2 protein-coding genes are annotated in these 707 nt (G+C 69.7%); both read right to left on the bottom strand.

The features are described from left to right. The coding region (locus RHBS_RS29915; RefSeq protein WP_236745431.1) for a hypothetical protein at positions 1–194 on the bottom strand (194 nt) is incomplete at its 3' end. Between the two features lie 238 nt (positions 195–432). Continuing rightward, positions 433–707, bottom strand: a 275-nt coding sequence (locus tag RHBS_RS28295) for a hypothetical protein (RefSeq protein ID WP_145977677.1), incomplete at its 5' end; no start/stop codon positions are given.

The following is a 707-nucleotide window of genomic DNA, read 5'->3' as shown; positions in this document are numbered from 1 at the left end:
CACCGACCATCCGTACGCAGCACCCGTTCTCGACCACGCGCCGAGCCTCCCGGCCGGCCACCGGTGCCCGTCGATGCACGTTCGAGTGCCGACCGCGCGATGCGCATGATGATCGAGGTGATCGATCGACGACGCAGCGCAGACCAGCTGGCGCCGTTGTTCACTGCCTCGATGATCGATCTGGTGCGGACCATAGTGCGGAACCCGCCGCCGGGCAGACGACTCGGATTCGCAGCAGTGCGACGAGTCCACGTGCGTATCGGTCGGATGTCTCGGCGGAGATCTTCGGCTCCTACACCCGCGGCCCGCGCACGTTCGCCTTCGCAGGCCGAATCGAGCTGGCGATCGACCCGCGCCGCCCCGGGTGGACGGTCACGTCGCTGCGAGTGGGGTGAGGGCCGCGTCGCCCAGTGGCGACGCGGCCGTCGTGCACTACCTCTTCCGCTTGGAGCGAGCTGCCTTCTTGGGTGCCTTGCTCTGAGTCCTCGCTGCTTCGCGACGCTCGCGGCGGGTGCCCTCGGCGGCGGACTCGCTGCCGGACGGAGACGAGCCGGATCGACGAACGGCAGTGCCACCGCCCTCGGCCGGACCGGAGAAGGTCAGTCTCTGCTCTTCCTGCTCGTCGAGACCCTTCGCCCGCAGAGCCGAGGGCACTGCAGGAGCGGAAGGTACCGGAGCCGTCGGTGCCGGAGCCGTCGGTGCGGGTG

Source organism: Rhodococcus sp. BS-15 (genome assembly GCF_000813105.1).
GTDB lineage: Bacteria > Actinomycetota > Actinomycetes > Mycobacteriales > Mycobacteriaceae > Rhodococcoides.
The sequence above is the reverse complement of the archived record's forward strand: the minus strand, read 5'-3'. Positions and strand labels throughout refer to the sequence as shown.